At 66.9% G+C, this 25,904-nt stretch carries 21 protein-coding genes; 15 read left to right on the plus strand and 6 right to left on the minus strand.

Annotated features, from left to right (window positions below):
* Window positions 1-362: transposase (locus ACZ7MG_RS43420; RefSeq protein ID WP_471396817.1), on the plus strand; the 362-nt coding region annotated here is incomplete at its 5' end.
* An 84-nt stretch (window positions 363-446) separates the two neighbouring features.
* Here the strand turns inward: ACZ7MG_RS43420 and ACZ7MG_RS43425 are convergent.
* The 3 genes from ACZ7MG_RS43425 to ACZ7MG_RS43435 form a co-directional block, all read right to left on the minus strand.
* Window positions 447-995, minus strand: a complete 549-nt coding sequence (locus ACZ7MG_RS43425; protein WP_471396814.1) for a hypothetical protein — start codon at window positions 993-995, stop codon at window positions 447-449.
* A gap of 28 nt (window positions 996-1,023) precedes the next feature.
* Window positions 1,024-3,336 (minus strand): hypothetical protein, encoded by a 2,313-nt coding sequence (locus tag ACZ7MG_RS43430; RefSeq protein ID WP_471396811.1) that lies wholly within the window; start codon window positions 3,334-3,336, stop codon window positions 1,024-1,026.
* Window positions 3,337-3,450: 114 nt separating this feature from the next.
* Window positions 3,451-3,957, minus strand: coding sequence for a hypothetical protein (locus tag ACZ7MG_RS43435; protein WP_471396808.1), 507 nt, complete (start codon window positions 3,955-3,957; stop codon window positions 3,451-3,453).
* A 605-nt stretch (window positions 3,958-4,562) separates the two neighbouring features.
* Here ACZ7MG_RS43435 and ACZ7MG_RS43440 point away from each other — a divergent pair.
* From ACZ7MG_RS43440 to ACZ7MG_RS43460, 5 genes are all read left to right on the plus strand, one after another.
* Window positions 4,563-4,937, plus strand: a complete 375-nt coding sequence (locus tag ACZ7MG_RS43440; protein WP_471396805.1) for a hypothetical protein — start codon at window positions 4,563-4,565, stop codon at window positions 4,935-4,937.
* A gap of 2 nt (window positions 4,938-4,939) precedes the next feature.
* Window positions 4,940-6,700, plus strand: a complete 1,761-nt coding sequence (locus tag ACZ7MG_RS43445; protein ID WP_471396820.1) for a WXG100 family type VII secretion target — start codon at window positions 4,940-4,942, stop codon at window positions 6,698-6,700.
* Between the two features lie 92 nt (window positions 6,701-6,792).
* Window positions 6,793-8,034, plus strand: coding sequence for a S8 family serine peptidase (locus ACZ7MG_RS43450; RefSeq protein WP_471396802.1), 1,242 nt, complete (start codon window positions 6,793-6,795; stop codon window positions 8,032-8,034).
* A gap of 94 nt (window positions 8,035-8,128) precedes the next feature.
* Window positions 8,129-8,479: a WXG100 family type VII secretion target gene (locus ACZ7MG_RS43455; protein WP_471396799.1), complete on the plus strand. Its 351-nt coding sequence runs from the start codon at window positions 8,129-8,131 to the stop codon at window positions 8,477-8,479.
* Window positions 8,480-8,554: 75 nt separating this feature from the next.
* Entirely contained in the window at window positions 8,555-8,857 is a 303-nt protein-coding gene (locus ACZ7MG_RS43460) for a WXG100 family type VII secretion target (RefSeq protein WP_471396796.1), read from the plus strand.
* A gap of 112 nt (window positions 8,858-8,969) precedes the next feature.
* Here ACZ7MG_RS43460 and eccCa read toward each other — a convergent pair whose 3' ends face one another.
* The gene (gene eccCa, locus ACZ7MG_RS43465; RefSeq protein WP_471396793.1) at window positions 8,970-12,944 is read right to left on the minus strand and encodes a type VII secretion protein EccCa; all 3,975 of its coding nucleotides are present in this window, start codon (window positions 12,942-12,944) and stop codon (window positions 8,970-8,972) included.
* A gap of 335 nt (window positions 12,945-13,279) precedes the next feature.
* Between eccCa and eccD the strand changes: the two genes are divergently transcribed.
* Window positions 13,280-14,824: a type VII secretion integral membrane protein EccD gene (eccD, locus tag ACZ7MG_RS43470; protein WP_471396791.1), complete on the plus strand. Its 1,545-nt coding sequence runs from the start codon at window positions 13,280-13,282 to the stop codon at window positions 14,822-14,824.
* 72 nt (window positions 14,825-14,896) lie between these two features.
* On the opposite strand, the gene ACZ7MG_RS43475 is transcribed toward eccD, so the two are convergent.
* Window positions 14,897-15,190, minus strand: a complete 294-nt coding sequence (locus tag ACZ7MG_RS43475) for a DUF397 domain-containing protein (protein WP_086752519.1) — start codon at window positions 15,188-15,190, stop codon at window positions 14,897-14,899.
* Between the two features lie 321 nt (window positions 15,191-15,511).
* On the opposite strand from ACZ7MG_RS43475, the gene rpsO reads away from it, so the two are divergent.
* From rpsO to ACZ7MG_RS43500, 5 genes are all read left to right on the plus strand, one after another.
* Entirely contained in the window at window positions 15,512-15,799 is a 288-nt protein-coding gene (gene rpsO / locus ACZ7MG_RS43480; RefSeq protein ID WP_030041128.1) for a 30S ribosomal protein S15, read from the plus strand.
* Between the two features lie 347 nt (window positions 15,800-16,146).
* On the plus strand, window positions 16,147-18,366 hold the full coding sequence (locus ACZ7MG_RS43485; protein ID WP_471396786.1) for a polyribonucleotide nucleotidyltransferase: 2,220 nt from the start codon (window positions 16,147-16,149) through the stop codon (window positions 18,364-18,366).
* Window positions 18,363-19,742 (plus strand): M16 family metallopeptidase, encoded by a 1,380-nt coding sequence (locus ACZ7MG_RS43490; RefSeq protein WP_471396782.1) that lies wholly within the window; start codon window positions 18,363-18,365, stop codon window positions 19,740-19,742. Before ACZ7MG_RS43485 ends, ACZ7MG_RS43490 begins: the two co-directional genes overlap by 4 nt.
* Before the next feature lie 44 nt (window positions 19,743-19,786).
* A complete protein-coding gene (dapB, locus tag ACZ7MG_RS43495; protein ID WP_471396779.1) occupies window positions 19,787-20,539 on the plus strand; it encodes a 4-hydroxy-tetrahydrodipicolinate reductase in 753 nt (250 codons plus the stop codon).
* Window positions 20,540-20,556: 17 nt separating this feature from the next.
* Complete coding sequence (locus ACZ7MG_RS43500; RefSeq protein WP_471396776.1) at window positions 20,557-21,012, plus strand: hypothetical protein; 456 nt, start codon at window positions 20,557-20,559, stop codon at window positions 21,010-21,012.
* Between the two features lie 71 nt (window positions 21,013-21,083).
* On the opposite strand, the gene ACZ7MG_RS43505 is transcribed toward ACZ7MG_RS43500, so the two are convergent.
* Window positions 21,084-21,641: a hypothetical protein gene (locus ACZ7MG_RS43505; RefSeq protein ID WP_471396773.1), complete on the minus strand. Its 558-nt coding sequence runs from the start codon at window positions 21,639-21,641 to the stop codon at window positions 21,084-21,086.
* 189 nt (window positions 21,642-21,830) lie between these two features.
* Between ACZ7MG_RS43505 and thyX the strand changes: the two genes are divergently transcribed.
* From thyX to ACZ7MG_RS43520, 3 genes are all read left to right on the plus strand, one after another.
* Entirely contained in the window at window positions 21,831-22,571 is a 741-nt protein-coding gene (thyX, locus tag ACZ7MG_RS43510) for an FAD-dependent thymidylate synthase (protein ID WP_471396770.1), read from the plus strand.
* A 211-nt stretch (window positions 22,572-22,782) separates the two neighbouring features.
* The gene (gene dapA, locus ACZ7MG_RS43515) at window positions 22,783-23,682 is read left to right on the plus strand and encodes a 4-hydroxy-tetrahydrodipicolinate synthase (protein WP_471396767.1); all 900 of its coding nucleotides are present in this window, start codon (window positions 22,783-22,785) and stop codon (window positions 23,680-23,682) included.
* Between the two features lie 190 nt (window positions 23,683-23,872).
* Window positions 23,873-25,558 carry a ribonuclease J gene (locus ACZ7MG_RS43520; protein WP_471396765.1) on the plus strand — a complete coding sequence of 562 codons (1,686 nt, stop codon included), beginning with the start codon at window positions 23,873-23,875 and terminating at the stop codon, window positions 25,556-25,558.
* The last annotated feature ends 346 nt before the right edge of the window (window positions 25,559-25,904 follow it).

The following is a 25,904-nucleotide window of genomic DNA, read 5'->3' on the forward strand; positions in this document are numbered from 1 at the left end:
GAGCCGTGTGCGGTCAAAGCCGCCTGCACGGTTCGGGAGGGGGCCGACGGAAAAGGACCCGATCCACGGGCACCTCGCCGGCGGCCCACCTCACTTTGAACACGCACGTCAGCCACACCATGCGACGGCTGATCGCGGTGCGACCATGGCTGACCGTCTACCAGCTGCCGCCATACGCTCCGGAGTTCAACCCGGTCGAGGGCGTGTGGTCGCACCTGAAGAGGTCCCTGGCCAACCTCACCAAACACAGCCTCGACCAGCTCACCGCACTGGTGAAGACCCGGCTCAAACGGATGCAGTACCGACCCCACCTCATAGAGGGCCTCATCGCCAAGACCGGGCTCGACTTCCAACCGCCGTAACCTCAGCCATTAAAGACCTCTAGATCGTGACCGCCCTTATGTCTTGTCTTAGGTCGCGGTGGATGCATCCTCTGCATAATTTCGCTACAGCGCACCCGTGGAGCACTCTGCTGACTGCTCCACCTGCTTGGTGTAGGCGACAATCAGACGCCTCATGGCGTCGGCATCGCGGTGCTTAGACCCCGATGCCTGTACTGCTGTGTACAGTTCCTGATCGTACTTGGCGTCTACGCAGTTTCGAGTCTTGCCGAAAGCCTCGTTCTCCGAATACCGGAACCTGTCTTCGTCCGCAGAATGGGTGAGTTTTTCAAGGGTTTTCCCGGACGCGAAGTATGCGGTTGTTCTGCCGTCCTCCAGCCAGGCTTGCGTGGTCGTCACGATGAGTGCGTTATCCACGACTACTTCGCAGTCTCTGATCCCAGAGCGAGAGTCCCCTTCGACTGAAATTTTACTACCAGCCGGGAGGAACGGTGTGAGATCGTCACTGTCGATTGCAGTTCCACATAGTGTGTCAGGAGTCGCGTATTCGCGTTTCGGCCCATCGTTGCTGCATCCCGAGACAGCGGTTACGAGGACTATGGCGGCAACTGTAATATGTACACGACTCGGCCATGGAGTTGTCTGGCGGTTCATGATGATTCCTCGGTGAGGCCAGGAGTGATTAGCCATCCGTGGTGCTTCCCGGATCTTGTCCCTCAAGAATAGATCGCGCATTTACATAGCCTTGTTGTGCGGCTGATCGAGCCGTCATTCCAAGATCTCCAGAATTCAAGTGGTAATCTTTCGCCGCAGTTCGTACTGCATTTTCTGTGATATCAGTGTTTTGTTTCCAGCCGTCGTCCCAGACCTGTCCGCCGGTCCTCGCTGCATTTTCCTTGGCTTTCCCTTCGGCGTCCTGGAAAACCGACTCCAGAATGACACTGGTCGCAGTTCCAGCAGCTCCCCCTGCAAGTGCCCCGACCCAAGGTGTTGCCACGAAGGACGTGCCCACGCCGACGGCTGTGCCAACTCCGCCGGAGATCCAGTTCTTGCGCTGAGCTACGGACTGCTCGTACTCCTTATCCTTGTCCGACGCGCTGTCCCCGATCTCATCCTGGATTCCGATTCTAAGAGTCCCGGAAACTTCGCCTGACTTCTCGGCAATTTGCCTGATGATGAGTTCATGATTGTCGGAGACGCGCTGATCGGCTGGCAGGTCTGGGTTCAGGTGGTAGTCCATCAGGTGGCCCATATATGCCTTCTGTCCGACCTCGACGGCCGCGTAACCCTCGGGGTTATGGCCGACGGTGAAGAGGAGCTTACTTACGTCAATATGGTCCAACTTAGCCTCGGAGCCGACAATCGGATAGAAGTGCTCGACTTCCCTCCACTTTTCCGAATTGTCGTCCCTTTCTACGCCTGAAATGGCACGGTTGATATCGGGAAGATATTCTGAAGTGATCTGCCCGATGCTGTCAGACATGTATCCGTTGTCCGTGAGGCGAGCAGGATCATCGCTTATGGAAGCGACGAGGCTCACCATGAGCTGGGTCTGCGCCGCATTGTGTGGAGGAGTGTCGAGCGTGGGCATTTCTCCAGCAGGGTGCCCCGTAGTTGCGGCTTCCAATGCCAGAGCAAGGTTGTTCTGACCTGTGTGAAGATCGTCGCCGTTCGCGCCGGCTTCGTCGGGCCAGTCCCGCTCCTCGAACAGGTACTGGAAGTTGGACAGTGACACCTTGCCCTTATAAGTGTTGGCGTCGTCCGAGTCCCGTTCGAAGGGGTTGTCGGGATCGTCCTTCGACACGTACTGCTGGTTGAAGAAGTCGGTGGCTGCGTCGGGGCTGTTGGACAGGCCCTTGAGATAACCCGTCAGGGGGTCGGAGCCGCTGTCCTCGCCGATCCGATTCAGCCAGGGACTGCCGCCCATATGCTGCCAGGCCCCGTTGCCGTGTTCGCCGTTGCCGGTGAGTTGGCGCTCTTTCTCCATGAGTTTGGTGCCGTAGTCGTGCAGGAACCGGTCGTCGTAGTCGCCGGTCCGCATCAGGTTGCTCATGACCTGGAAGCCCATCGGCCCGCCGCTGGTGCCGTAGATCGGCTTGTCGCCGATGTCGATCATCTGGCGCTTCCACTCGGTCATGGCGAGGGAATCACTCTGAGAGGCATGGGCGAGCGTGAGGCCCAGATTGCGCTGGAGGTCGTCGAACTGGTCGAGGCGCTTGTGCCCGAGTTCGTAGTTGCCTCTGTTGGCGTCCGTGACACCGGTCCAGAACTCAAGAGTCTTCTTCGGGCCGAGGCCCGTCGCGAACGTCTCGGCGAAGAGGTCGTCGTCGGCGTACTTCTTGAGCCCATTGTTGAGCCTGTCGAAGTCTTTCACCGTCAGGTCGTCGGGGTCCTTCTTCGCGAGCTTCGCAAGTTCCTTGGCGGCCTGGACGGCGGCGGCCGCGGAATCCCGGTCGGAGTAGTTGGCGTCCGAAAAACCCAGCCTGCTCTGGTCGGCAATGGCTTTCAGGACGGTGCTGGCCGAGTCATCGCTCTGGGAGGCCTTGTCCAGGATCCCTTGGACCTCGTCGCGAAGCGCGGTGATGTCCCCCTGGTTGTCCGAGTCCGCTTTCGCTCGACCTTCAGGAGGAACGTCCGAGGTAACGGTGAATCCTCCTTCGTAACCGATGACCTTCAGGTTCTTCTTCCGGCCCCGGTCGATGGCCGCCGTCAACTGCCCGTGGTAGCCCTTCAGCTCACCACGGGTGTCGCTAAGGATGCTGTGAATGGTCTTGGCCTGTGTGTGGGCATCGGCGAACTCCCCTGCCGTCTTACCGATGAACTCCTTGGACACCTGAGCGTTCACACCGGCCCAGTTGGCCTTGTTCGCGGCCTGGTGCAGCCCGTCCTCGGCGTCCTTCTTCAGGTCTTCGAGGCGGTCGACAAGGGTGGACCAGTCAGTGACGGCATCATCGAGCAGTTTGAAACTGGCGTGGAGGAGGGTGTCGAGTTGCATCGGGTGTGGTCCTTTGAGCCGGGGAGGGAGGGGAGTAGGGGCCGGGTGTGTCGCAGGCAGTACCGGACTCGACTGGACGGTGATGACACGTCACCATCGAGGCCGAAGCCGCCGCTACTCCTTCTTCTTGCTCTCCTCCGGGTAGTAGGCCGGGTTCTTGTCACCGGGTTTCCCGACTCGTTCGTCAAAGCCGGCGTCCAGGGCGTCGATGCTGCTCATCTGGCGCTGGATGAAACCGTCGTCCCCGGTGTGCAGCTTTGTGGTCACGTGCATGTGGTTCGAGATGTGCGCGACGGCGTCCATCAGGGATTTGAGCTGTTCTTCCCACCGCGTCGACACGTGCTGGAGACCGGCGCCGAGGGCGAAGCCCTGCTTCGAGAGATCTCCGGCTGCTGAGTCGCTACTGGGGACGGCGACGCGAGCCTTGTCCCACAGATCGTTGTACAAGATGTGTGCGTTCTTGCCGATCTTGCTCAGATCGGTCTGACTGGCCTTGAGGATGCCGAACTTCTCGGGAAGGGCCGAAGAGCCGCCACCACCCTCGACTTGGTTCAACTGCATGTGCGTCGACTGCCGCTCGGCCGCCTCCGCCTGGAGCTGCTCCCACTCTTCCCATGCCATGGGCGGAACCCTTCCCCCGTTTGCTCGGCCAGCAGTCCCCTCGTGTCACTGCGTCGGACAGACGCTGCCGTTCTGATGGTGCGAGACCAATCCAGCTAGCAACTCAGCCCGTGAAGAATTCCAGGCACGTCCGCTGTGCGTGGATTGTCGGTCCGTGAAGGTTCGCAGGAGACCGCATGGTTGACACCGACGACGTCATCGATCGTCTGTGGAAGTCTGATGAAGACTGCAAGCAGTGAGGCGCCGTCGTCCAGGTGGCGGTGGATCAAGGGTGGGGCCCTGCGGGCCCTGTGCACGGCCAGCCGTGTGCAGCGTTCACAGCGAACGGGTAGTGCGGGCAAGGTGTGGCAGCGGGTGGGTCCCGTAACCGAGCTGACGCTCATCACTGTTGGCCCAGTTGTGCAGGTTGACTAGAGTGGCAAACGACCTGTGGACGCAACTTGCTTTGCGATCGCACGGCATGTGATTGGCCAGGTCCCGATGGTGTCGGGGCCGATGGCTGTACGGGGAAACGGGGAACGGGGAGGAGTGTCGTGCTTCCGGCAGAGATGGCGGGGGGCGTGTCAGCGGCCAGGGCTGCGAACCTGGAGGCCAGCGGTGAGGCCTTGGACAAGTTCGTGAAGCGGGTGGACGCGGTTCTCCGCGACCTTGAGACGTCGGCCGGCAATCCGACGAAGGTGGGCGCCCAGACCATCAGGTCCACGTCGCTGAGCGCGGGGGTGGATGGGATTTTCCCAGAGGCTGACGGCTTGTACACGCAGTACAACCGGGTCCATCACGAGCTCACCTCCCTGTCCAGGACCCTGCATCTGCAGATCGAGGCGACCGCCATCGCGGTCCAAGGCGCGCATCGGGGTTTCGACAACCTTGAGGAGGAACTGCGGCAGCGGTTCTACGCCATCCAGGGCGAGATCAGGGAGTTGCAGGATGGCAAGGACGGCGCACAACACACCGGTGACGGTCGCAGCGTGGTGACGTGACGATGACCGATGAACGACACGAGGCGGACCTTGACCGCGTCGAAGGCCAGAACGGCGTCACGGACATCGTCCGAGGATTTGAGGACCGTCCGCAGAGCGGATTTTTCAACCGCATGATGCGCTCGGCCTTCGTCGACAGCTCGCTCGGGCGCACCATCGCTGATCGAACGGACTTCGAGCAGCGTGACTTCGACCTCAATCAGATGATCGACATCGTCGAGCAGACAGATCCGGAGGACCTGGAGTCTTCAGGTAAGGCCCTGTGGGATGCGCGCGACGCTATCAAGGCGGCGGCTGAAGAGCTCGAAGGCCACATCGACAACGTCCACTGGGTCGGGGAATCGGGTGACGCCTTCCGTAAGTGGGGTGGCTCACTCGTCACGAACACACACCACCTGAGTGACTTCGCCGGGACGGCAGGGGATCAGATCACCGCCGCCGCGGTGGGCCTTGCGTCTGTGCGCGGTGCCATGCCGTCCCGTGATGCCCAGTCGAACCGTAAGCGCCCCGAGCAGTTCACCGAGGTCGAGAAGACGGCGGACAAGGACGCCTACACCGCCGCCGTGCGAGTGGAGGAAGATCGCCAAGAGGCGATCAACCAGATGAATCGGTTGGCCTCGTACTACGCGGTGTCCGAGGAGGTACTGGCCTCCCTGCCCGCCAAGGACAAGACACCCGAATTCACGGCCATGCCTGATGTGGGTGTCCCCCGGCCTGCGAAGGAATACCGCCCCGGCGAAGTTATTTCAGGCGCGCCTGGAGAGTCCGGATCGGCAACAGTCGTGGGGCATGACGTATCTCTGACGGAGGATGCAGCGAGGCGTGACGCCGGAGACATCCCCAGATCAACGAAAGACATCACCGGCGGGCGTATGTATGCCGATGAGCAGGTGGTCAGGACCAACATCGACAGCGTCGGGACGTTGCCACCGTCCACGCTCCCGCCCGGCACCGGTCACACACCGCCGGCATCAGGTCCTCCGGTCACAGGTGGCGGCCAGTCGGGCATGTTCGACGGCGGCTTGGGAACGCCGATCTCCAACGGTACGTCGGGCCGGAACTTGGGCGGAACAGGCGGTCTTCGCAGCCCTGCCTCGGCGCAAGGGCGGGCTGGTACACACGGTTTGCCTCATTCGGCCCCCGGTCGTTCCACGGGGCAAGGAGCCGTGAACCAGATGGGGCGTCCTGCATCGACAGGGCAACCACCCACTGGCAGAGGTACGGCGTCGGGGCCACCTGCGTCCCAAATGGGCCGTGCGGTCACCGGTGGTACGCCGCGTGCAGGCGGCGCCTCGGCCCCGCGGGCGAACAGCACTCCCGTGACCGGAGCAGGCCGAGCCAACGGAGTTGTCGGGGGAAAGCCCACGGCCCTCGGTGGTGCGTCAGCGAAGAGCGGAGCGAAAGTACCTCGTGGGACGGTCGTCGGCGGCGACAACGTGACCAACCCGCGTCCTGTTTCTGGCCGACCGGGGCAGCATGGGGTTTTCGGTGTGCCCGAGTCCAGGCCGAGGTCGACTTCGAGCGCGATGCCTCCTCGTGATGCTTCAGGAAATTCCGAGGCCGTCACAGGTAGGCCGACCGCGCGCAACTCGGTGGCGAGAGCCGAGCACAACGGCCTCACACGCGGAGGCGCCGGTCTCGTGCGAGGCCCTGGCCCAAGCAACGATGAAGACGGCCAGGAACCGCCTCGTCATCGGAGCGATGACGAGGAGTCACTTCTTCCCAACAGGCTGCGGCGAGATGTGCCGCCGGTCGTCAACTGACAGAGCGAGCAAGGACACGGAACACCATGACGTCAGGGAACAGCCGACGAACCGGGCAGGCCAGGTTCCACAGATCACGCTGCGCTGGACGTATGCGGGCTGTGGGCGGGATCGTCGCTGCCTTGGCGGCCGTGAGCGTGGGGCTGGCTCCCAGCGCCACCGCAGACGACGCCCGCTCTAAGCAGTGGTATTTGGAAGCGATGCAGGCCGAACAGATGTGGAAGGTCAGCACGGGGAAGGGCATCAAGGTCGCCGTCATCGACAGTGGAGTCAGCGCGAACACACCTTCCCTGAAGGGGCAGGTTCTGACAGGCGAAGTTCCCGAGTCGGTCGCGTACAACGCTACGGCCGATTTCTCGGGCCATGGAACGACTATGGCTGAGTTGATCGCCGGTACCGGAGAAGGCGGAGGCCTTCAGGGACTGGCGCCTGGGACGAAGATCGTGCCGTATCGCATCGAACTCGATGGCCTGCAAGGTGGGGCGCAGGAACGGGAGAGGACACCCGATTCCACGGATGCGATCAGGGCTGCAGCCGACACCGACGCGCAGATCCTCAGCATGTCGTTCGGAGCGGAGGGACCCAGTTCGAAGGAAGAGGAGGCCATCGAGTACGCCGCTTCGAAGGGCAAACTGATGGTCGCAGCCGTCGGAAACGAGGGCAGTGGCAAGGGCAAGATCGGTTATCCGGCCGCGTACCCGTATGTGATCGGTGTGTCGGCGTCGGATGAATCAGGCACGGTGTCGGAGTTCGCCTCGTCGGGTAACTATGTGGATCTCGTAGCGCCAGGGCAGGGTTTTCCCGGATGGTGTGATAAGAACCTTCGCTCGTACTGCGATGAGGACCAAGGCACGAGTGCCGCAGCTGCCATCGCCTCAGCCTCCGGCGCTCTGATCTGGTCCGCTCATCCCGACTGGACGGTGAATCAGGTCACCAGATCCCTGATCGACACGGCGGGCCGCACCTGGGCAAAGAACAATCCGAGCAAGTACGCCGGGTACGGAATGGTGCGGCCGCGGTTGGTTCTCGACGACCCCGACTACGACCCGGGTGCCGCCGACGTCGATCCACTAGCGAAGGAGAACCGCGGAGATCTTCTGGCCAAGTCCGCTTCCTCCGCCTCCTCCGCTTCCTCTGCCTCGTCGTCTCCGTCCACCGGCTCAGGGTCCCCCGAATCCGAAAGGGCCCCCAACGTCGGCACGTCGGCGGCAGGATCGTCCGCGGAGTCGGCCGATGACAGCAACACCCTCTGGATCACCCTCGGCGCCGCCGCCGCGGCCGTCGTCATGGGGGGCGTCGGCGTGGCCGTGATGAGGACGCGCCGCTCCGGCTGACCCCAGCAGGGCGCGAGCCGTCGGCAGTCCCGCGCTGTCCGGCTCGAATCAAGACAGTTGGATCGGAAAACAGACACCGGAAGGACGGCTGACCATGGCCGGCTCACAGAAGCAGAAGCTCGAGAACGATGCGGTGATTCTGCTCCAGAAGCAGATGTCCGAGAAATACGAGAACGTCAGGTCGCGTGTCCACAGGCTTCAGGGAATCATCGACAGCCTGGAGACCGGACAGTGGGACGGAATCGGCCGAGCCGCGTTCGACAAGAAGCAGTTCGAGATCAACGAGTCGCTGCGGAACATGGGCAACATCCTTGCCGAGGTCATCGACGCGATGACCTCCGCGCGCAACATCATCGACAGCAAGGAAGACGAGGTGCGCGCTGCGGTCAACAGGATTGACCTCCAGGACGGTGCTCCCACGGTGTCGCCCTTCAGCTCGATGTGAGTTGAGCAAAACTCAGAACCAAGGCCGGGCAACGGCGCGCATCAGCCAGGCACCAACGAGACGAGGTAGACAGGCATGGCCGGCAACAACATGGATGGGCTTTCCGTCACTTATGACGCGCTCGACATCACGGCGACCAAGATCGCCAACGAGGCGCGGGATCTCGAAACGGATCTGCGGGAGTTGAAGAAGCTGGTCGAGAACAGTGTGCAGTACTGGGAGGGCGAGGCCCAGGACACGTTCAAGGCGAAGCTGGACAGGTGGGACAAGGAAGCCGCGGACATCCACACGGCACTCACCGGTATTGGTCACGTCGTGGCCACGGCGGGTGGTACCTACATGGAGGGCGACAAAAGGGGAGCCAGTTACCTCCAGTAGGACACGGGAGGTCGAGCAGCTCGGGGTGGACGCGCGCGGGAGGCGTCCACCCCTTGGGCGTGCCACGCCGGTCGTGCCGCGCCCTCAACGGACTGTGAGTCCCAGTCGGCCGTCACACATCCCCACCCTCGACCAACCCCACCTGAACCAACGGCTTCCCTCGCTTCCGCGACACGAATACCCCCCGCCCCGCGGGCATCGGCCGCGGCCGTACCCCGCCCAGCAGATCACCCTCGCCCGGGTCGCCCGCGAGGACCACACCCTGGGCGCCGAGTTCCTTGATGCGCTGGGTGAACGCTTCGTAGCCCGCACGGCTCGCCCCCGCGCTGGAGCGGGCGATGATGAAGCGGACGCCGACGTCGCGGGCGAACGGAAGCATGTCGGTGAGGCCGGCCAACGGGTTGCCGCTCGACGTGGAGACCAGGTCGTAGTCGTCGATGATCACGAACACCGTGGGACCGTGCCACCAACTGCGGTCGCGCAGTTGCTCCGGCGTGACGTCCGCGGTCGGGGTGCGGCGCTGCATGAGTTCGGCCAGTGCGTCCATGTGGTGCTGCATCTGGTTCGACATGGGGATGTACTCCGCCAGATGGGAGGGCGGGGTGACACCCAGCAGCGAGCGGCGGTTGTCGACCACGAACAGCTTGCAGGTGTTGCCGTCGTACCGTTCGGTGAGGCGCTTGATGAGCAGCTTCAGCAGGTTGGACTTTCCGGACTCGCTCTCGCCGAAGACGAGGAAGAAGGGGTCCTGGTCGAAGTCCACGAACACCGGTTCGAGGTTGTCCTCGTCGAGGGCGAACGCGATGCCCCGGTTGGGGAAGCGGTTGCCCGGGGGCAGCGAAGCGGCCGGGAACTCCCGTGGCAGCAGGCGTACTTCGGGAGCACCGGGCTGTTGCCAGTGGCGGCCGACCTCGGCCGCGAGGGCCGTCGTCGCCTCGGCCAGGTCCGTGTCCGACGACAGGCCGTCGATCCTGGGGACCGCCGCCATGAAGTGCTGCTTCTGCGGCGTCTGACCGCGTCCGGGAACACCTGTGGGGACGTTCGCCGCCACCTTGCGGTCGAACTCGGAGTCCATCGGGTCGCCGAGGCGTAGCTCCAGGCGGTTCATCAGGTGGTCCTTCAGGTTCGAACGCACCTCCATGGAGCGCGAGGCGGTGAGGATCAGATGGACGCCGTAACCGAGGCCACGAGCCGCGAGGTCGTGGATCACCGGATCCATCGCCTCGTAGTCCGTACGGAAGTTGCCCCAGCCGTCGATGGCGAGGAAGACGTCCCCCCATGGCTGGTCGGTGACCGAGATGTCGCCCCGGGCGCGACGGGCACGGAAGTCGGCGATCGACGAGATTCCCGCGGCCCGGAAGTACTCCTCACGGCGGGTCAGGACGCCGTACACCTCCGCCACCGTACGCCGGACCTTCTCGGGGTCCAGTCGCGAGGCCACCCCGCCCACATGCGGCAGCCCGGCGACGGACGACAGACCGCCACCACCGAAGTCCAGCCCGTAGAACTGCACTTCGTGCGGCGTGTGGGTGAGCGCGAACGACGCGATGATCGAGCGCAGCAGCGTCGACTTGCCCGACTGCGGGCCACCGAGGATCTGCATATGGCCGGCCGCGCCGCCGAAGTCGGTCCACAGCGGTTCGCGCCGCTGCTCGTACGGCTTGTCGATGATGCCGACCGGGACGACGAGCCTGCCCGCGCCCTCGTAGCCGGGCTGGGTCATGCCGCGGCCCGGCACCGGAGCGAGCCCCGGCAGCAGCGAGTCGAGGGACGGCGGGCTGTCCAGCGGGGGCAGCCACACCTGGTGGGCAGCCGGCCCCTGCGCTTCCAGACGACGCACGATCACATCCAGAACGGTGTCGGCCAGCGCGTCGTCCCGCCGCTCGTCGGGCTCCTCCCGGCGCTGCTGAGGCACCGGCACGTACCGCACCGGGACTTCGGCCGCCGTGAACAGCACGGGCCGACGGTCGACCGGCAGCGGCCCGCCCGGCACGGCGGCCTGCTGGGAATCCGTGCGGTACGCGCCGGAGACGTACGCGGCCTTGAAGCGCACCATCTCCTCCGTGCCGAACTTCAGGATGCCGGAGCCGGGCACGTTGGGCAGCTCATAGGCGTCAGGGACACCGATGGCGGCGCGTGACTCGGCGGCGGAGAACGTCCGCAGACCGATCCGGTACGACAGATAGGTCTCCAGCCCCCGCAGGCGGCCCTCCTCCAGCCGCTGCGAGGCGAGCAGCAGATGCACGCCCAGCGAGCGGCCGATACGGCCGATCTGCACGAACATCTCGATGAAGTCCGGCTTCGCGGTGAGCAGTTCGCTGAACTCGTCGATCACCAGGACGAGTGACGGAATGGGCTGCAGCGGGGCGCCGGCCGCGCGGGCCTTCTCGTAGTCATGGATGTTGGCGTAGTTGCCGGCGTCGCGGAGCAGCTCCTGGCGGCGGTTCAGCTCACCGCGGATCGAATCACCCATGCGGTCGACCAGGGTCAGGTCGTCCGCGAGGTTGGTGATCACGGCCGCCACGTGCGGCATCTGCGCCATACCGGCGAAGGTCGCACCACCCTTGAAGTCCGCCAGGACGAAGTTCAGGGTCTCGGAGGAGTGGGTCACGGCCAGGCCCAGGACCAGCGTGCGCAGCAGCTCCGACTTACCGGAGCCCGTCGCTCCGACGCACAGGCCGTGCGGGCCCATGCCCTCCTGCGCGGCCTCCTTGAGGTCGAGCATCACGGCCCGGCCGTCCTCGCCGAGGCCGATCGGTACCCGCAGCCGCTCCGACTGCGAACGCGGGCGCCAGGTGCGCCGCGGATCGACCGAGGCGGCGTCGCCCAGGTTCAACAGTTCCGTGAAGTCCAGGTTGGCCAGCAGGGGTTCGCCGTCGTCGCCGCCCGACGCCATGCGCAGCGGTGCCAGTTGGCGGGCCAGCGCTTCGGCCGCCTCGTACGACAGGACGTCCGGTGTGCCCTCGTAGACCATGCCGTGCGCCGATTCCAGGCGCATTTCCTTGGGGTCGACGACGATCGAGAGGTCGCCGCGCCCGAAGGTGAGGTCCCCGGGGACGACCTCGACGACGGTCACGCTCTGCATGCCCTCGGGGCTCGCCAGCAGGGAAGTGGGCGGCAGCGAGACACCGTCGAGTACGACGACCAGGTGGGGCTGCTCCGGTACCGGCGGAGCGGCGGGATGGAAGCGGGGGCGGCCCTGGAGGACGTCGGCCAGCCGGTCCTCCAGCTCCAGCGGATCGGTCGAGATCAGGCGCATGCTGCCCGCACCGTCCGCGATGCCCCGCGTCTGGGTGTGCGGCAGCCACTTCGCCCACTCCCACTCGGGGGCCGACTCCCGCCCGGTGGCGACCGCGACGACCATGTCGTCGGAGGAGTGCAGTGCGGCCAGGGAAGCGGTGACCGCGCGGGCGGTGCCGCGCACGGTGCCGGGCTCGCCACTGATCGTCACGTGGTAGAAGGCACGGAGCGAGATCGCCATCGGCAGGCCGTCGAGCGTGCCGTGGGTGGCGAGGAACCGCTGCATGGCCCCGGCGGCCAGCGGTTCCAGCTCGTCCACCGGCGCGGTCTGCGGCGCGACCAGGGGAGTGGCCAGGGCCTGTGCGCCGAGGCCCACGCGCACCTGCCCGAAGTCCTCGTCACCGGTGCGCCGCTCCCACACCCGGCTGCCCTCGGCGACGAGGGCCCACAGTTGCTCCGGCGAAGGATGCAGGTAGTACTGGGCGTCACGCTGGGCCTTGGCGGTGTCCAGGGCCTGATGCCGGGTCTGCGACAGATAGCGCAGGTAGTCCCGTCGTATGTCCGCCAGTTGCCCCTGGTTGCCGCGGCGGTAGCGGACCAACATCGCGACACCCATGGCGATCGTCGAGGCCACCATCACCATGCCCATGATCTTCATGAAGGGCTGGGCCTGCGGGTTGAAGAAGAACACCACGGAACCGCCCATGCCGAGCATGGGCAGGAGCTGCATGAGAGCGCCTTCCTGCTGTCCGCGCGGAAGCTCCGGCGGAGGCTGCAGCACGACCTCGTCCGTGGGCACGTCCTTCGGCAGCACCCGCGGCGGACGCTTGACGACGATGTGGCTCACTAAGCACCAATTCCCTTGCCGGACCGAGCCGTTTCATCCACCGCCCCGTGTCCGGCGGACGTCGATCGCGAAGGGCGATCCTACTGACAACCAGTGACAGCGGCGGGCGGTAGGGTGCCGGTGAAGTAGGTGAGCAGTTGCGAATCGTTCCGGGAAAACCGGGCATTCCGCAACGCTCGGAACCAAGCGCAGCCCCGTACTCCCCGGGCGTGACGGCATCGTGCCCGGCTGCGCGGGCGGCACGGCGCAACCTACACAGGATCTTTGCGGGCGGACGGTCGCGTGGCGGCAGCGCGGACCGCCCGACCGCCGACGAGGGGGAACAGCAGGTGAGCATGACGGCCTCCACGCCGGTCGGCGCGACCGGCGGACCGGGCAACGGAGCCCCTTCCGGAGCGGGTTCTGGAGCGGGCTCCGCGGCAAGTTCCGGAGCCGGGACGGGCTTCGGCTTCTGCCGGGTCACGATCGTGGCCCCCGACAGCCGCATCGACGTGGCGCTGCCCGATGACGTACCGGTCGCCGACCTGTACCCCGAGACCCTGAGGCTCTCCCGGCAGAGCCCCGACGAGGGCGCTCCCGTCGGCTACCACCTGGTACGCCGGGACGGCACCGTCCTCGACGGCGCGCGGTCGCTCGCGGCACAGCGCATCCTCGACGGCGAACTGCTCACCCTCCGCCCGTTCGCCGAGTCGCTGCCGCCGGCTGTCCTCGACGACGTCTCCGAGGCGGTGGCCGCCGCCGTCACCCGCGATCGCACCCTGTGGAACGGCGAACTCACCAGGGCCGCGGGGCTCATCGCGGGCGGCGTCCTGCCGACCCTGCTGGCGTTCGTCGCCTGGAGTTCCCAGATCCGGCACGACATGCACAGCCTGCAGGGCGTCATCGCCGGCGTCTTCGGGCTCGTGCTGCTCACCATCGCCTGCGTCCGTGCGCGCGTGTACGGGGACCGTGGCTCCGCGATCGCCCTCGGCCTGGGCTCCTTTTCGAACGTCGCCGTGGCCGGTTCCGGCCTGCTGCCGCTCTCCGAGGGCCAGGGCATCGGTCGCCTGCAGTTTCTGCTCGCCTGTACGGCGGTGCTGCTCGCCGCGGTGCTGCTCACCCTGTTGTCGCCCGGTGGCGACGGTCCCTTCGTCGCCTTCGTCTTCGCCTCCGCGATCGGGCTGATCACCACCTTCATCGCCGTCCTCACCGGCCTGCGGCCCATCGAGACGGCCGCGGTGTGCGCCCCGCTCGCCGTGGTCGCACTCGCCTTCCTGCCCGGCCTGTCGATGCGCTTCGCACGGCTGCCGATCGGTTTCGAACCGCCCAATCCGTCCTGGGGCAGCTACGAGGCGGGTGAACCGGATCCGCAGGAACCCATCGACGTCGAGCGCATCGCGGCGCAGGCCCGCCGCGGCCACGAACTGCTCGTCGGCCTCGTCGGCGGCTGCGCGCTCGTCTCGGTCGGCGCCTCGGTCGTCCTGGGCTTCTCCGGCAATATGTGGGCGCAGTTGCTGGCCCTGGCCACCGGTTTGGCGATGCTGATGCGCGCCCACCTCTTCCGCTACACCGCGCAGGTGGGCGCCGCCCTGACCGCCGGTCTCGCGGCCCTGGTCTTCCTCGGCCTCGGGCTCGGGCTGAACCCGCCACAGGACTATGTCCGCGACGCCCTTCTCGGCGATTCCCACGCCCTCGACATCCGCAGTGTCTGGCTCGCCGCGGCGATCGCCGCGGCAGCGGTCCTGGTCACCGCGATCGGTCTCATCACCCCACGACGCGGGGTGACCCCGTTCTGGGGACGCTTCCTGGAGATCGCCGAGAGCTTCGTCCTGCTGACCCTGATCCCGCTGGCTCTGGCCGTCTTCGACGTGTACGCACGGGCACGGGCCATGACCAGCTAGTGCCCAGGGAGACGGCGGGGCAGGGAGCCGGTCACAGGTCCCCGCCCGTTCGCCGCCGCCCGTGTCCACGGGCTACGCGTCCAGCCCCCCATTGTGCGGCGCCGGCTCCAGATCGAACTCCCCGTCCCGCGCGCCCAGGACGAAGGCCCGCCACTCCGCCTCCGTGTAGCGGAGCACGGTGTCGGGGTCGAGGGAGGAGCGCATCGCGACGGCGCCCTCGGGGAGGTACGCGATCTCGACCCGCTCCTCGTGTTCCTCCGTGCCCGGTGCGCTGTGCCACTCGACGCCCGAGATGTCGAGCGCGTAGAGCTCGTCCTTCTCCCGCTCCTTGCGTGCTTTGAGTTCTTTGTCCTCGGCCTCGGCCATCACGGCTCCGATCCTTCCTCCGCGCCAACGCACTGTGCGGTCACCCTACTTGCTGCCGTTCTCGCTGCTCAGAGGTTCGCCCAAGGACGACCGTAACGAGGGGTGTCCTCCCGGTCACAGGCGCGGGCGGTGGGGAGGCGGAACGGGGTGCCCTCCCGCACTGGTATCCTGTGTGGCGGCCGTCTGTGTTCGCACCCGGGTTCCTTTCACGGACTCCGGAGACCGCGCCGACGGATCCCGGCCACCCGAGTCACCCAAGCTCCCCTGAGATGTAGACCAGGGGCACTCGATGGCATCAACGAGACTCATGAGGAGTATCGCGTGTCGCTCGACGCCGCTACGAAGAAGCAGATCATCAGCGAGTTCGGTACCAAGGAGGGCGACACCGGCTCCCCCGAGGTGCAGGTCGCGATGCTCTCCCGCCGTATCTCGGACCTGACCGAGCACCTCAAGACCCACAAGCACGACCACCACTCCCGCCGTGGTCTGCTGATCCTGGTCGGTCAGCGTCGCCGTCTGCTGCAGTACCTCGCCAAGAAGGACATCCAGCGCTTCCGTGCGCTGGTCGACCGCCTCGGCATCCGCCGCGGTGCGGCGGGCGCCAAGTAAGACGCCGTGAGGGGAGCGGTTCCCGGGACTGGGAGCCGCTCCTTTTGTTGTAGGTACGTGCGGAAACGTGCGGAGTGTCACCACCCCTTTGTAGTGTGGTGGCACAACGCAATATGTACGACACAGTGTGAGGGCGCCCCGACACGGGCGACCGCGCACACCACGAAGGCACAACGAACGAGGAGAAGCGCGCCTCGCCGCCGCCGGTCCTCGGTAGTGGCCCCCGGGAGATTGCGAACCCCGAGGGCTTCGATCGAAGACCGGCCCGCACCGGACGGCGCGCCTCTCCGCCACCGTCCCCCTGCCACACGGGCGGGACCAGGGACGAAGACGAGGAGAATTTGCTAGTGGAGAACGAGACCCACTACGCCGAGGCCGTCATCGACAACGGCTCCTTCGGCACCCGCACCATCCGTTTCGAGACGGGCCGTCTGGCCCGCCAGGCCGCCGGCTCCGCCGTGGCCTACCTGGACGACGACACCATGGTGCTGTCGGCCACCACAGCCTCCAAGAACCCCAAGGACCAGCTCGACTTCTTCCCCCTCACGGTGGACGTCGAGGAGCGGATGTACGCCGCCGGCAAGATCCCCGGCAGCTTCTTCCGCCGTGAGGGCCGGCCCTCCGAGGACGCTATCCTCACCTGCCGGCTGATCGACCGCCCGCTGCGCCCGTCCTTCAAGAAGGGCCTGCGCAACGAGATCCAGGTCGTCGCCACGATCATGGCGCTCAACCCCGACCACCTGTACGACGTCGTCGCGATCAACGCCGCGTCCGCGTCCACCCAGCTGGCCGGTCTGCCCTTCTCCGGCCCGATCGGCGGCGTCCGCGTCGCGCTGATCAACAACCAGTGGGTGGCGTTCCCGACGCACACCGAGCTGGAGGACGCCGTCTTCGACATGGTCGTCGCGGGCCGTGTCCTGGAGGACGGCGACGTCGCGATCATGATGGTCGAGGCCGAGGCCACCGAGAAGACGATCCAGCTGGTCCAGGGCGGCGCCGAGGCGCCGACCGAGGAGGTCGTCGCCGCCGGTCTGGACGCCGCGAAGCCCTTCATCAAGGTGCTCTGCAAGGCCCAGGCCGACCTCGCCTCGAAGGCCGCCAAGCCCACCGGCGAGTTCCCGGTCTTCCTCGACTACCAGGACGACGTCCTGGAGGCGCTCACCGCCGCGGTCAAGGACGAGCTGACGCAGGCCCTCACCATCGCGGGCAAGCAGGAGCGCGAGGCCGAGCTGGACCGCGTCAAGGGTCTGGCCGCCGAGAAGCTGCTCCCGCAGTTCGAGGGCCGCGAGAAGGAGATCAGCGCGGCCTACCGCTCGCTGACCAAGTCCCTGGTCCGTGAGCGCGTCATCAAGGACAAGGTCCGCATCGACGGCCGCGGCGTCACGGACATCCGTACGCTCGCCGCCGAGGTCGAGGCCATCCCGCGCGTGCACGGCTCGGCGCTGTTCGAGCGTGGCGAGACCCAGATCCTGGGCGTCACCACCCTCAACATGCTCCGTATGGAGCAGCAGCTCGACACCCTCTCCCCGGTGACGCGCAAGCGCTACATGCACAACTACAACTTCCCGCCGTACTCCGTCGGCGAGACCGGCCGCGTCGGCTCCCCCAAGCGCCGCGAGATCGGCCACGGCGCGCTCGCCGAGCGCGCGATCGTGCCGGTGCTGCCGACGCGCGAGGAGTTCCCCTACGCGATCCGCCAGGTGTCCGAGGCCCTCGGCTCCAACGGCTCGACGTCGATGGGCTCGGTCTGCGCCTCCACCATGTCGCTGCTGAACGCCGGTGTGCCGCTGAAGGCCCCGGTCGCCGGTATCGCCATGGGCCTGATCTCCCAGGAGATCAACGGCGAGACGCACTACGTCGCCCTCACCGACATCCTCGGTGCGGAGGACGCCTTCGGCGACATGGACTTCAAGGTCGCCGGCACCAAGGAGTTCGTCACCGCCCTCCAGCTCGACACCAAGCTGGACGGCATCCCCGCCTCCGTCCTGGCCGCCGCCCTCAAGCAGGCCCGTGACGCCCGCCTCCACATCCTCGACGTGATGATGGAAGCGATCGACACGCCGGACGAGATGTCCCCGAACGCCCCGCGGATCATCACCGTCAAGATCCCCGTGGACAAGATCGGTGAGGTCATCGGCCCCAAGGGCAAGATGATCAACCAGATCCAGGAGGACACCGGCGCCGAGATCACGATCGAGGACGACGGCACCATCTACATCGGTGCCCAGGTCGGCTCGCAGGCCGAGGCCGCCCGCGCCACGATCAACGGCATCGCCAACCCGACCATGCCGGAGGTCGGCGAGCGCTACCTGGGTACGGTCGTCAAGACCACCACCTTCGGCGCGTTCGTGTCGCTGCTCCCGGGCAAGGACGGTCTGCTGCACATCTCGCAGATCCGCAAGCTCGCCGGCGGCAAGCGCGTGGAGAACGTCGAGGACGTCGTCGGCGTGGGCGCCAAGGTCCAGGTCGAGATCGCCGAGATCGATTCCCGCGGCAAGCTCTCCCTCATCCCCGTGATCGAGGGCGAAGAAGGCTCCGAGGACAAGAAGGACGACGGCGACAAGTGACGTCCCGTAGCTCCAAGGCGACGGCCCGCACCTCCACGGAGGCGCGGGCCGTCGCCCGTACCCAAACCCTGATCAAGGGCCGAGACGGCATCGGTACGGTCCGCAAGACCACCCTCCCGGGCGGCCTGCGCATCGTCACCGAGACCCTGCCGTCCGTGCGCTCCGCCACCTTCGGCATCTGGGCGCACGTCGGCTCCCGCGACGAGACGCCCGCGCTGAACGGCGCCACCCACTACCTGGAGCACCTGCTCTTCAAGGGCACCGCCCGCCGCAGCGCGCTCGACATCTCCTCCGCGATCGACGCGGTCGGCGGCGAGATGAACGCGTTCACGGCGAAGGAGTACACGTGCTACTACGCGCGTGTGCTGGACTCCGACCTGCCGCTGGCGATCGACACGGTCTGTGACATGCTCACCGGCTCGCTCATCCGCGAGGAGGACGTCGACGTCGAACGCGGCGCCATCCTCGAAGAGATCGCGATGACCGAGGACGACCCGGGCGACTGTGTGCACGACCTGTTCGCGCACACCATGTTCGGCGACACCCCCCTCGGCCGCCCGGTCCTCGGCACGGTCGACACGGTCAACGCCCTCGGCGCCGACCGCATCCGCCGCTTCTACAAGAAGCACTACGACCCGACCCACCTCGTGGTCGCCTGCGCCGGCAACATCGACCACAACCAGGTCGTACGCCAGGTCCGCGCCGCTTTCGAGAGCGCCGGCGCGCTGACCCGCACCGACGCCACCCCGATCGCCCCGCGCGAGGGCCGCCGCGCCCTGCGTACGGCCGGCCGGGTCGAGCTGATCGGCCGCAAGACCGAGCAGGCCCACGTCGTCCTCGGTATGCCCGGCCTCGCCCGCACCGACGAGCGCCGCTGGGCCCTCGGCGTCCTCAACACCGCGCTCGGCGGCGGCATGTCCTCCCGGCTCTTCCAGGAGGTCAGGGAGAAGCGCGGCCTCGCCTACAGCGTGTACTCGTACACCTCCGGCTTCGCCGACTGCGGCCTCTTCGGCGTCTACGCCGGCTGCCGCCCCTCCCAGGTGCACGACGTGCTCAAGATCTGCCGCGACGAACTCGACCAGGTCGCCGAGCACGGACTGCCCGACGACGAGATCGAGCGCGCCATCGGCCAGCTCCGCGGCTCCACGGTCCTCGGTCTGGAGGACACCGGCGCGATCATGAACCGCATCGGCAAGAGCGAGCTGTGCTGGGGCGAGCAGATGTCCGTCGACGAGATGCTGACCCGCATAGCCATGGTGACCCCGGACGAGATCCGCGCGGTGGCCCGCGAGATCCTGGGACAGCGCCCCTCCCTGTCGGTGATCGGCCCGCTCAAGGACAAACAGGCGTCCCGTCTCCACGAAGCCGTCGCCTGACACCTCCCGTCGTCGCCAGACAACCCCAGTTAAGGAACCAAGCAATGAGCAAGCTGCGCGTGGCGGTCCTCGGTGCCCGGGGCCGCATCGGCTCCGAGGCCGTCCGGGCCGTCGAGGCCGCCGAGGACATGGAGCTGGTCGCCGCCCTGAGCCGGGGCGACAAGCTGGAGACCCTGGCCGAGACCGGCGCCCAGGTCGCCGTCGAACTGACCACCCCCGCCTCGGTCATGGAGAACCTCGACTACTGCGTCCGCCACGGCATCCACGCGGTCGTCGGTACGACCGGCTGGACCGACGAACGCCTCGCGCAGCTGACCGGCTGGCTGGACGGCTCCCCGGAGACCGGCGTGCTCATCGCGCCGAACTTCTCCATCGGAGCCGTCCTGAACATGAGGTTCGCGCAGCTCGCCGCCCCCTACTTCGAGTCGGTGGAGGTCGTCGAACTGCACCACCCGAAGAAGGTCGACGCCCCCTCGGGCACCGCCACGCGCACGGCCCAGCTCATCGCCGAGTCGCGGCGCGCGGCAGGCACGGCCCAGGCACCGGACGCCACGGAGACGGCCCTGGACGGCGCGCGCGGCGCGGACGTCGACGGCGTCCCCGTCCACTCCGTCCGGCTGCGCGGTCTGCTGGCCCACCAGGAGGTCCTGCTCGGCGGCGAGGGCGAGACCCTCACCATCCGCCACGACTCCCTCCACCACAGCAGCTTCATGCCGGGCATCCTGCTCGGCGCCCGCCGCGTGGTGACCACCCCGGGCCTCACCTTCGGCCTCGAACACTTCCTCGACCTGGGCTGATCGGTCCGGGAGACGTCATGCGCGCCAAGCTCACCTACGCCGTCACGGCAGCCGTCCTGGTCGTCTACTTCGTCCTGGTCGGCAGCCGCGGGATCCTGCTCATAGAGACCGGCACACCGATCACGATCGCCTTCGGCGTCGCCGTGCTCGTGCTGCCGGCGATCGGCCTGTGGTTCCTCTGGAAGAACACCCAGTTCGTCCGCAGGGCCAACCAGCTCGCCGCCGAACTCGACGCCGAAGGGGGCCTCCCCGTCGACGAGTTGAAGCGCACCCCGAGCGGCCGCATCGACCGCGACTCGGCCGACGAGGTCTTCGCCCGGCGCAAGGAGGAGACCGAGGACGCCCCCGACGACTGGCGCACCTGGTTCCGCCTCGCCGTCGCCTACCACGACGCCCGCGACACACCCCGGGCCCGCAAGGCGATGCAGCGCGCCATCGCCCTGCACGACGGCAGGCCGACCCCCGCCGCCTGATCCCATGCGGCCCGCGTACGACTGAGGGGCCGGTCCGCACCCACGGACCGGCCCCTCACCCAGGTGTTCGACTATGCCGCGCGCCGGTACTCCGCCGCCCACGCCTCGATCGTGTCCGCCGCCCGGTCGAAGGCCTCCGTACGGGCCAGGAAGTCGGCGTTGTGTGTCGTCATCAGCGGCGTCACGTACTCCTGCGCCTGGTCCCTGCGGACGAGGAGCAGCGCCTGCCCCTGCACGGTCCGCGGCAGCCCGAGCCAGCGCACCGGCTGCTGCACGGTACGCACCGAGACGCTCGGCTCCCAGTTCGCCGTCCGTGTGCGGAAGAAGCCCACCTGGCGCACGCCCCGCGCGCTCACCCAGATACCGACCCGCAGCAGCCGCAGGGCACAGCCGATGACCAGCAGCGCGCCGCCGAAGCAGATCGCGCCCGCCTGAGGTGTCTCGGCCGCCGCGATGATGACCGCCGCGACCAGCACGTACGAGGCGAGCAGCAGCAGGAGCGCGGCGGCGCCGACCCGCCAGGGGCCGGGCCGGTAGGGGCGCCGCCAGCGGTCGCGGTCCTCGAAGGGCAGCGCTTCGTCCACCGCCTGGTCGAAGGCGCGGTCGGCGGTCAGGAAGGGCAGGGGCACGGCTGATCCTCACTCAATCCACGCACAGGTTCGCCGGGTGAGGCTACCGAGCCGGACCCCTCCTCACCACTCCCGGGGGTCCGACAGGGGCCCAAGGGGGTGCAACTCGGGCCATCCGGGCCTCTTGTCGGTGGCGGGCCGTAGAGTGGGCGCCGCCCGAGAGCAGCCATGGGAAGGACCCTCCGAGTCGTGACCGACACCCCCGCCGACGATCTCAAGCCCAGCTTCCGCAGCGATGTCACCGTCGAGTTGGTGAAGCACAGTGCGGCCGACTCGGACGTCCTGTGGGCCGCCCGTGTCTCCACCGCCGGCGAACAGTCCCTGGAGGAGCTGACGAAGGACCCCGAGCGCTCCAAGGGCCTCATCAACTACCTCATGCGGGACCGGCACGGCAGCCCCTTCGAGCACAACTCGATGACCTTCTTCATCAGCGCCCCGATCTTCGTCTTCCGCGAGTTCATGCGCCACCGGGTGGGCTGGTCGTACAACGAGGAGTCCGGGAGGTACCGGGAGCTCCAGCCCCACTTCTACGTCCCCGACGAGTCCCGCAAGCTCGTCCAGGAGGGGCGACCCGGCAAGTACGTCTTCGTGGAGGGCACGCAGGCGCAGCAGGAGCTGGTCGGGCGGGTCATGGAGGACTCGTACGTGCACGCGTACGAGGCGTATCAGGAGATGCTCGCCGCCGGGGTGGCCCGTGAGGTGGCCCGCGCGGTGCTGCCGGTCGGTCTCTTCTCCTCGATGTACGCCACGTGCAACGCCCGCTCGCTGATGCACTTCCTCGGTCTGCGCACCCAGCACGAGCTGGCCAAGGTGCCGTCGTTCCCGCAGCGGGAGATCGAGATGGTGGGCGAGCGGATGGAAACGGAGTGGGCGAGGCTCATGCCGCTCACGCACGCCGCGTTCAACGCCAACGGCCGGGTCGCGCCCTAGCGGACCGCCGACTTTCGGCCAGGCACAGATGTACGGGTCAGCCGAGCGAAGTGTCCGGATTGCGGCCTTTCGCGAAGTTCATCTAGCCTGATCAAACGGACCCGGCACTGCTTGAACCCCCGAGCAGGCAGTGCCGGGCTCCGCATTTGTCCTGACTTTTCCCGCCCCCCGAGGGCAGACCGCGCCCTGAGCAGCGAGTAGCGTGTTACCCATGGCTCCGACCTCGACTCCGCAGACCCCCTTCGGGCGGGTCCTCACCGCCATGGTCACGCCCTTCACGGCGGACGGCGCACTCGACCTAGACGGCGCGCAGCGGCTCGCCACCCACCTGGTGGACGCAGGCAACGACGGCCTGGTCATCAACGGGACCACCGGCGAGTCCCCCACCACCAGTGACGCGGAGAAATCGGACCTGGTACGAGCCGTCCTCGAAGCCGTCGGTGACCGCGCCCACATCATCGCGGGCGTCGGCACGAACGACACCCACCACAGCATGGAGCTGGCCCGCGCCGCCGAGAAGGTCGGCGCCCACGGCCTCCTCGTCGTCACGCCGTACTACAACAAGCCCCCGCAGGAGGGCCTGTACCGCCACTTCAGGGCGATCGCCGACGCCGCCGACCTGCCGGTCATGCTCTACGACATCCCGGGCCGCAGCGGTGTCCCGATCGACACCGAGACGATCGTCCGGCTCGCCGAGCACCCGCGCATCGTCGCCAACAAGGACGCCAAGGGCGACCTCGGCCGCGCCAGCTGGGCCATCGCCCGCTCCGGCCTCGCCTGGTACTCCGGCGACGACATGCTCAACCTGCCGCTGCTCTCCGTGGGCGCGGTCGGCTTCGTCTCGGTCGTCGGCCATGTCGTCACCCCCGAGCTGCGCGCCCTCGTCGAGGCGTACGTCTCCGGTGACGTCCAGAAGGCCACCGAGATCCACCAGAAGCTGCTGCCGGTCTTCACGGGTATGTTCCGCACCCAGGGCGTGATGACCACCAAGGCGGCGCTCGCGCTCCAGGGACTGCCCGCCGGACCCCTGCGCGCCCCCATGGTGGAGCTTTCCCCCGAGGAGACGGCCCAGCTCAAGATCGATCTTGGCGCCGGCGGGGTACAGCTCTAACACCGGACTTCGTACGACGCGCAACCTGATGTCAGACCTGACACCTCTGACACACCTGAGACACCTGAGGCTTCACAACTGAATAGGCAGGACGAAAGCGCCTGCGTTCCCATCCACAACTGCTTTTGCACGAACGTCATGCGCGCCACGTGCCACAGAGGTACGTGGCGCGCGTGGTGAGGAGAGTCTTTTGAGTCATCCGCATCCTGAACTCGGCCCGCCGCCGCCGCTCCCGGAGCGTGGCCTGCGGGTCACCCCACTGGGCGGTCTCGGTGAGATCGGCCGGAACATGACCGTCTTCGAATACGGCGGCCGACTGCTGATCGTCGACTGCGGGGTGCTGTTCCCCGAGGAGGAGCAGCCCGGAATCGACCTGATCCTGCCGGACTTCTCGTCCGTCAGGGACCGCCTCGACGACATCGAGGGCATCGTCCTCACGCACGGCCACGAGGACCACATCGGTGCGGTCCCGTATCTGCTGCGCGAGAAGCCCGACATCCCGCTGATTGGCTCCAAGCTGACCCTCGCCCTCATCGAGGCCAAGCTCCAGGAGCACCGCATCCGCCCGTACACCCTGGAGGTGGCCGAGGGGAACCGCGAGCGCATCGGCCCCTTCGACTGCGAGTTCGTCGCGGTCAACCACTCCATCCCGGACGCCCTCGCCGTGGCCATCCGCACCCCCGCGGGCATGGTGGTCCACACGGGTGACTTCAAGATGGACCAGCTCCCGCTGGACAACCGTCTGACAGATCTGCACGCGTTCGCACGGCTGAGCGAGGAGGGCATCGATCTCCTTCTCTCCGACTCCACGAACGCCGAGGTCCCCGGATTCGTCCCGCCCGAGCGGGACATCTCCAACGTCCTGCGCCAGGTCTTCGCGGGCGCCCGGAAGCGGATCATCGTGGCCAGCTTCGCCAGCCACATCCACCGCATCCAGCAGATCCTCGACGCCGCCCACGAGTACGGCCGCCGGGTCGCCTTCGTCGGCCGTTCGATGGTCCGCAACATGGGCATCGCCAGGGACCTGGGCTATCTGAAGGTCCCGCCGGGCCTGGTCGTGGACGTGAAGACCCTCGACGACCTGCCGGACCACGAGATCGTCCTGGTCTGCACGGGATCGCAGGGCGAGCCGATGGCGGCCCTGTCCCGCATGGCCAACCGGGACCACCAGATCCGCATCGTCCAGGGCGACACGGTGATCCTGGCCTCGTCCCTGATCCCGGGCAACGAGAACGCGGTCTACCGCGTCATCAACGGCCTGACCCGCTGGGGCGCCAACGTCGTCCACAAGGGCAACGCCAAGGTCCATGTCTCCGGACACGCCTCGGCCGGTGAGCTGCTGTACTTCTACAACATCTGCCGTCCGAAGAACCTGATGCCGGTGCACGGCGAATGGCGCCATCTGCGGGCCAACGCCGAACTGGGCGCCCTGACCGGCGTACCGCACGACCGCATCGTCATCGCCGAGGACGGCGTCGTCGTCGACCTCATCGAGGGCAAGGCGAAGATCGCAGGCAAGGTCCAGGCCGGTTATGTGTACGTCGACGGCCTCTCGGTCGGCGATGTCGGCGAGCCGGCCCTCAAGGACCGGAGGATCCTGGGCGACGAGGGCATCATCTCGGTCTTCGTCGTCATGGACTCCTCCACCGGCAAGATCACTGGGGGACCGCACATCCAGGCCCGCGGCTCCGGTATCGAGGACTCCGCGTTCAGCGCGGTCGTCCCCCGGATCACCGAGGTCCTGGAGCGTTCCGCGCAGGACGGGGTCGTCGAGCCCCATCAGATGCAACAGCTCATCCGTCGCACCCTCGGCAAGTGGGTCTCCGACACCTACCGGCGCAGGCCGATGATCCTGCCTGTGGTGGTGGAGGTCTGACCCTCCGTCAGTGCCCGTACCGGAGCGGGGCTCCTCGATTTGCATCGGGGCGCCCCGCTCCAGTACGTTTACGGCTCCGCCCAGGGGGGAACCCGGTGCAACTGATGCACCAGGAGCCGTCCGGACCGGGTGGAAATTCCGACTCAGAACCTCTGATAAAGTCGGAGTCGCCGGAAAGGGAAACGCGGAAGCGGAAACCTGGAAAGCACCGAGGAAATCGGAACCGGAAACGGTCTGATAGAGTCGGAAATGCAAGACAGCAAGACCGAAGGGAAAAGCCCGGAGGAAAGCCCGAGAGGGTGAGTACAAAGGAAGCGTCCGTTCCTTGAGAACTCAACAGCGTGCC

The organism is Streptomyces sp. NPDC107538, assembly GCF_055657445.1.

Bases quoted from the DNA above. Each gene is read 5' to 3' on its own strand.
- ACZ7MG_RS43455 (WP_471396799.1), top strand. From the start codon at position 8,129: ATGGCCGGCTCACAGAAGCAGAAGCTCGAGAACGATGCGGTGATTCTG.
- dapA (WP_471396767.1), top strand. From the start codon at position 22,783: ATGGCTCCGACCTCGACTCCGCAGACCCCCTTCGGGCGGGTCCTCACC.
- ACZ7MG_RS43460 (WP_471396796.1), top strand. From the start codon at position 8,555: ATGGCCGGCAACAACATGGATGGGCTTTCCGTCACTTATGACGCGCTC.
- ACZ7MG_RS43430 (WP_471396811.1), bottom strand. From the start codon at position 3,336: ATGCAACTCGACACCCTCCTCCACGCCAGTTTCAAACTGCTCGATGAT.
- ACZ7MG_RS43475 (WP_086752519.1), bottom strand. From the start codon at position 15,190: ATGGCCGAGGCCGAGGACAAAGAACTCAAAGCACGCAAGGAGCGGGAG.
- ACZ7MG_RS43435 (WP_471396808.1), bottom strand. From the start codon at position 3,957: ATGGCATGGGAAGAGTGGGAGCAGCTCCAGGCGGAGGCGGCCGAGCGG.
- dapB (WP_471396779.1), top strand. From the start codon at position 19,787: ATGAGCAAGCTGCGCGTGGCGGTCCTCGGTGCCCGGGGCCGCATCGGC.
- ACZ7MG_RS43425 (WP_471396814.1), bottom strand. From the start codon at position 995: ATGAACCGCCAGACAACTCCATGGCCGAGTCGTGTACATATTACAGTT.
- ACZ7MG_RS43445 (WP_471396820.1), top strand. From the start codon at position 4,940: ATGACCGATGAACGACACGAGGCGGACCTTGACCGCGTCGAAGGCCAG.
- ACZ7MG_RS43450 (WP_471396802.1), top strand. From the start codon at position 6,793: ATGCGGGCTGTGGGCGGGATCGTCGCTGCCTTGGCGGCCGTGAGCGTG.
- ACZ7MG_RS43500 (WP_471396776.1), top strand. From the start codon at position 20,557: ATGCGCGCCAAGCTCACCTACGCCGTCACGGCAGCCGTCCTGGTCGTC.
- eccD (WP_471396791.1), top strand. From the start codon at position 13,280: ATGACGGCCTCCACGCCGGTCGGCGCGACCGGCGGACCGGGCAACGGA.